The organism is Dactylosporangium sp. NPDC049525 (genome assembly GCF_040676755.1).
Lineage (GTDB): Bacteria > Actinomycetota > Actinomycetes > Mycobacteriales > Micromonosporaceae > Dactylosporangium.
In genome coordinates this window covers 1-5,894 of the sequence record NZ_JBFAPO010000135.1, presented here as the reverse complement: position 1 = coordinate 5,894, position 5,894 = coordinate 1, and the positions used below count along the sequence as shown (strand labels likewise).

The following is a 5,894-nucleotide window of genomic DNA, read 5'->3' as shown; positions in this document are numbered from 1 at the left end:
TCCACACGTAGCCGAGCGTGAGCGTGTCCGGGCCGGATGCCGCGCCCCCCGCCGCCGTCAGCACCCGGCGGCGCAGGTCGGCAGGGGGTTCGCCGGCGCCGAGCTCGTCGCCGAAGTCACGCAGCTGGCGCAGGTCCGGGTCCATGTCACACCTCACGGGTCGGGTCGGTGCCACCGAGGGCGTCGCGGACCTTGCGCCGGGCCCGGTTCAGCCTGGACCGGACCGTCCCGACCGGGATGCCGAGCGCCGCGGCGACCTCCTCGTAGGTGAAGTCGCACCAGGCGACCAGCAGCAGCACGTCCCGGTCCCCGGCCGGCAGCCGGCGCAGCGCCTGCGCCAGCGGAGCCCGGACCGCGCCGGCGGTGACCCGCGCGGCGACCCGGTCGGCGGGCCCGTCCTCGTCGGCGCCGGCACCCGGGTCGGCCTGGGCGCGGGCGATCGCCCGGTACCTGGCCTGCTCGGTGCGGTGGTGCCGGGCCAGCTTCCGGGTCAGGATGCCGAACAGCCAGGGGCGCGCGTCCGGCCGGTCGAGGTCGTAGCCGTCGCGCTGCTGGAACGCGGCGAGGAACGTGTCGGCGACGGCGTCCTCGGCGGTCTGCGGCCCGACGCGCTGGCTCGCGTACCGGTACAGCCCCCCGGCGTGCCGGTCGTAGAGCGCCGCGAACGCCGCGGTGTCGGTCCGGGACAACTGGACCATCTCGGCGTCGGTGAACGCATCGGGCTCCACGGCGACGTGCACCACCTGTCCAGCTCCCCTCCCGTACACCCGCTGCTGCTGGAATGTATTGCCGTTCGGGCCCGATCGGGTTCACGGCCCGTTCGGGTGACGCCCGCGCCCCCGGCGACCCGCAAGCATTACGGCGACGACCACGCCAGGGTCCGGCGCCTGGTCAGCGGCGCCTTCACGACCCGGCGGGTCGAGGCGTTCCGGCCGGTGGTCGCGCGGATCGCCGCGGACCTCGTCTCGGGCCTGGCCGCGGCGGGGCGGTGCGAGTTCGTCGCCGACTTCGGGCAGCCGTTCGCGCTGCGGGTGCTGTACACGTTCGTCGGCGTCCCGCTCGACGTCGAAGCGGACGTCCAGCGGTGGACGTCGGACGTCGGGCTGCTGTTCGGCATGACGTTTCCGGCGGCGACGTTCGACATCACCCGCACCGGGGCGCCACACCTCACCTACAGCGGTGGCATCCACTGCTGCCTCGGCGCCGCCCTCGCCCGGGTCGAGCTGCAGGAGTCCCTGCCGCGCCTGGCGGCCGCGCTGCACGCCCCACGCGCGGACGGCACCGCCGACTGACTGCCCCCGACGGAGGCCGTGTACGGCCCGACCGCCTGCCGATGGCATCCGACACGGCCTGAAACCGGCGCGCGGTGTCAGTCGCGGCGGGACTCGACCCGCCAGGTGCCGTCCTCGAGGCGCTCCCAGCCGTCGACCTCGCCGCCCAGCTCCGCGAACAGCATCACCCGGTCGAAGATCCAGTCGGCGAAGTCGTCCTGCTGCTGCTCGTCCAGGCCCGCCCGGATCACCGCGCCGAACGTGATCAGCCCGGTCCCTTCCAGCGGCGAAGCGCCCAGGATGCCGATCACCGACAGGTCGTCGGGCGCCACGTCGACGCGCTCCTCGACCTCGAGGAACCCGCCATCGGGCATCTCCACCAGAAACGCCATCCGAACCCCGTCGTGATCGCAGGTGTCGCCACGGTACCCAGCCGACCCACAGGTTGCTCGCAGGATCGCCGCAGGCGCCGTCGGCACGGTTGGTCTCACGCAATCAATACCTCTGGGGAGACACCGATGGCCAGCGACACGCACAACCACGACGATCTGTACCACCGCGGGCTGAACTTCGACGTCGGCACGCTGCTGCGGCGCCGCCGGATGCTCGGCATGTTCGCCGGCGCCGGCCTGGCGCTGACGGTGGCGGGCTGCGGCCCGGCCGAGGAGGCGACCACCGGGACCACCACGGCATCCTCCGCCGCATCCTCCGCCGCGTCGTCGAGCAGCGCGGCCGCCGTGGCCGGGACCGAGATCCCGCAGGAGACGGCCGGCCCGTTCCCGGGCGACGGCTCCAACGGCCCCGACGTGCTCAACCAGACCGGCATCGTGCGGCGGGACATCAGGTCCAGCTTCGGCACCGCGTCCGGCGTGGCGAAGGGCGTGCCGCTCACCGTCGATCTCACCATCCGGACCCTGTCCGGCGGCGCCTACGCCGGCGCGGCCGTCTACCTGTGGCACTGCGACATCGACGGCAGGTACTCCCTGTACAGCCAGGGCGTCACGAACCAGAACTACCTGCGCGGCGTGCAGGAGGCCGACGCGTCCGGGAACGTGACCTTCACCAGCATCTTCCCCGCCGCGTACTCGGGCCGCTGGCCGCACATCCACTTCGAGGTGTACCCGACCCTGGCCAAGGCGACTTCGCCGGCGAACAAGATCTCCACCTCGCAACTCGCGCTGCCGGAGAAGGTGTGCGCCACGGTGTACGCGACGAGCGGCTACGAGCAGAGCGTGCGCAATCTCGCCGGTACGTCATTGTCGAACGACAACGTGTTCAGCGACGGCTGGGCGCAGCAGCTGGCGACCGTCACCGGGGACGTTTCGGCTGGTTACGTCGCCAGTCTGGTGGTGCCGGTGGGTTGATTGGGGCCGGTACAGTGCCCGGATGGAATCCGCGGCCCTGCCCGCCCCGCTGACCAGCCTGGTCGGACGGGACGCGGAGGTGCGCGCCGCGGGGCGCCTGCTCGCCGCCGCCGGGCACCCGTTGATCTCACTGGTCGGGACGGCCGGGAGCGGCAAGACCCGGCTCGCGGTCGCGGTCGCCGCCGCGGCTGCGCCGCCGGTCTGGTTCGTCGACCTCACCACGATGCGCACCGGCGGCCACACCGACGCGGAGGATCCCGCGGGCGACGCGGCCGGGTTCGTGCTCGACGCGTTCGGCGCGGCGCGGCGACCGGACCTCGACGCCGTCGACACGGTCGGCGCCATCCTCGGCGAGGCCCCCGCGGTGCTCTTGCTCGACAACTGCGAACACGTCACGGGCCCCGTCGCCGCGCTCGCCGGCCGCCTCCTCGCCGCCGTGCCCGAGCTGCGGCTCCTCGTCACCAGCCGGCAGCCGCTCGGCCTGCCCGACGAGACGGTGGTGACGGTCGCGCCGCTGGACGACGACACGGCGCTGCGGCTGTTCGAGACCCGCATGTTCGAACGGACCGGCCGCCCGCTCCCACCCGCGCACCGCTCCGGCGCGGCCGCCATCTGCCGGGCCCTGGACGGCCTGCCGCTCGCCGTCGAGCTCGCCGCCGCCCGCGCCGCGCTGCTGTCCGTGCCGGAGGTGCACCGCCTGCTCACCGACCGGTTCCGGGTCCTCGCCGACGCGAAGGCCACCGGCCCCGAGCACCACCGCACGCTGCGGGCGGCCCTGGACTGGTCGTTCGAGCTGCTGTCCCCGGACAAGCAGGCGCTGCTGCGGCAGCTCGCCGTCTTCCAGGGCGGATGGAGCCAGGCGGCGGCCGCCGTCCTGCCCGCCTACCGCCCCGGGCTGCTCGCCGCCCTCGCCGAACGCTCCCTCATCGACCCGCAACCCGCCGTCGGCGACGCGCGGGGGCGGATGCTGCAGACGGTCGCCGCGTATGCCACCGCCCGCCTCGCCGAGGTCCCCGCCGAGGCCGGCGCCGCCCGGGACGCCCACGCCACGTTCTTCCTCGACCTCGCCGAGCAGGCCGCCGCCGGGATCCGGGGCCCCGGCCAGCGTGACCTGCTGCGAATTCTGACCCTCGAGCAGGACAACCTCCGCGCCGCCATGACCTGGCTGTCCAGGCGCCCCGGCCGCGCCGCCGCCGAGGATCTGCGCCTGGCAACGGCACTGGCACCGTTCCAGCATTTCACCGGGGTGTACCGCCAGGGCCGCGACTGGCTGTCCGACGCCCTTGGCCGGCGCCCCGACGCACCACTCACGCTGCGTGCCGCCGCCTGCTCGGCCGCCGCCACCCTGGCGATGCTCGACTGCGACTACGCGACTGCCGCTGCCCTCGCCGGCGCCGCGCTCGCGCTCGACGTCGACGACGTGCGGGTGCGGGGGCGGCTGCTCACCCTCCTCGGCAGCGTCGAACGGGAACGCGCCGACTATTTCCGGTCGCGGGGATACTTCGAAGAGGCCCTGGCCCTGTACCGCGGCGCCGGCGACGCCTGGGGCGAGGGCCGCGCCGCACAGCTGGCGGGCGCGACCGCCTGGCTGTCCGGCGACTTCGCCTCGGCCGGGGCGCTGCTGGACGCGAGCCTCGCCGCGTTCCGGGACCTCGCCGACGACGAGTCGGTCGCCGCGACCCTCACCCACCTCGGCGCGGTCGCCCACTTCGGCGGCGACCAGCCCCGCGCGCGCCGGCACCTGGTCGAGGCCCTGGACCGATTCACGGAGCTGTCGTTCCCGGAAGGCATCGGCTGGGCGCAGGACCTCCTCGGCCGGGTCGACCTCGCCGACGACGCCGTCGCCTCCGCCGCCGAACGGCTGCGCGCCAGCCTGTCGATCCACCGCCGGGTCGGCGACCGGTGGCGCTCCGCAAGCGTCCTGGAGGCCTTCGCCGAGGCCCGCCGCCGCCTCGACGACCCGGCCCACGCGGCGGCCCTGCTCGGCGCCGCCGACGTGATCCGCCACGAGATCGGCGCCCCGACCCCGGCCTGCGAGCTGCCCGCCCGCCAGGAAACGGAGCGGGCGCTGCGGGCCACGCTGCCCGCGTCGGCATTCGACCGCGCGCACCGCTTCGGCACCCGCACCCCGGTCGACGACCTGCTCGACCTGTCCGGCTCCGCCGGCCTCACCCTGGCCCACCCCACCCGCTGACACCCGCTCAGCCGCCCGCTCGGCCGCCGCACAGACGTTGGTCAATGCCCTGAAAAGTCCCTTTTCGGGGAAGACGTTGGTCGATCTACCCGCATTCCAGAGATCAACTTGCGGGTAGATCGCACACTGTCGATGGCGTGGCTGCGCCGGTGAAGCCCAGCGGATGCGGTCTGCGTCGGGTCACACTCGGAGAGTGACGGCGATCGGCCCCGACCCCGCAGCGGCATCCCAGACACCTCGGCCAGTGACGCCGCTCCATCCGTCCGCCCCGCGACCGGCCCAGACGACAACTGTTCCGCCCCAGACCTCGGACGGCCCGCATGCCGGGGCGTTCCTGACGATGCCCGCACTGCGGCTGCTCCTGGCGGAGACACTGAGCCGGCCAGGCGCCCTGGCCACCGTCATTGACGAACTCGTCACCCATCTGCAACGGCTCCCGCCACAACGCGGCACCCCGCCGCCACCCGCCCCGACACCGTCCGCCGGAACACCCGCTGCGCCCGCCGGGTCGCCCGCCCCGCCCGCGGCGACTCCGGCCGTGCCTGGTGGGACACCGGTTGTGCCTGGTGGGCCACGGCCAATGCCGGGTGGGACACCGGTTGTGCCTGGTGGGCCACGGCCAATGCCGGGTGGGACTCCGGTTGTGCCTGGTGGGGCACCGGTTGTGCCGGGTGGGGCACCGGTTGTGCCTGGTGGGGCACCGGTTGTGCCGGGTGGGGCACCGGTTGTGCCTGGTGGGGCACCGGTTGTGCCGGGTGGGACACCGCCAATGCCCGGCGCGACGCCACCCGTGCCTGGTGGGGCGCCGCCGGTAGCTGGCATCGTCCCGGCCCCGCCACCCGAGCCTCCCGGCGGTGCGGCGCCGCCACCCGCAGTGCCTGGTGCCACGCCACCGCTGCCGGTGCCCACGCCACCGCCGACACCATCGCCGCTGATGCCCACACCGGCACCGCCGCCCTCGCCCGCGCCGCCAGGCCGTGATCGTGGTCAACGGCAGCGCGGCCGCGGCGGCGAAGCCCAGCGACCGCGGCTTGCGACCCACGATCCGCTCGTCGACCAGGTGCA

Annotated in this window: 5 protein-coding genes; 3 read left to right on the top strand and 2 right to left on the bottom strand. The window is 74.5% G+C overall.

From position 1 onward, the window contains the following. Nucleotides 1-146: 146 nt before the first annotated feature. Entirely contained in the window at nucleotides 147-743 is a 597-nt protein-coding gene (locus tag AB0K00_RS57475) for an RNA polymerase sigma factor (protein ID WP_363540133.1), read from the bottom strand. Nucleotides 744-824: 81 nt separating this feature from the next. Between AB0K00_RS57475 and AB0K00_RS57470 the strand changes: the two genes are divergently transcribed. Further along, nucleotides 825-1,292, top strand: coding sequence for a hypothetical protein (locus AB0K00_RS57470; RefSeq protein ID WP_363540131.1), 468 nt, complete (start codon nucleotides 825-827; stop codon nucleotides 1,290-1,292). 77 nt (nucleotides 1,293-1,369) lie between these two features. Here the strand turns inward: AB0K00_RS57470 and AB0K00_RS57465 are convergent, their stop codons facing one another. Continuing rightward, complete coding sequence (locus AB0K00_RS57465; RefSeq protein WP_363540129.1) at nucleotides 1,370-1,663, bottom strand: hypothetical protein; 294 nt, start codon at nucleotides 1,661-1,663, stop codon at nucleotides 1,370-1,372. Between the two features lie 126 nt (nucleotides 1,664-1,789). Between AB0K00_RS57465 and AB0K00_RS57460 the strand changes: the two genes are divergently transcribed. Together AB0K00_RS57460 and AB0K00_RS57455 are read left to right on the top strand one after the other, a co-directional pair. Then, nucleotides 1,790-2,635, top strand: coding sequence for a 3,4-dioxygenase subunit beta (locus AB0K00_RS57460; RefSeq protein WP_363540127.1), 846 nt, complete (start codon nucleotides 1,790-1,792; stop codon nucleotides 2,633-2,635). A 22-nt stretch (nucleotides 2,636-2,657) separates the two neighbouring features. After that, complete coding sequence (locus tag AB0K00_RS57455) at nucleotides 2,658-4,829, top strand: tetratricopeptide repeat protein (RefSeq protein WP_363540125.1); 2,172 nt, start codon at nucleotides 2,658-2,660, stop codon at nucleotides 4,827-4,829. Nucleotides 4,830-5,894 lie beyond the last annotated feature (1,065 nt).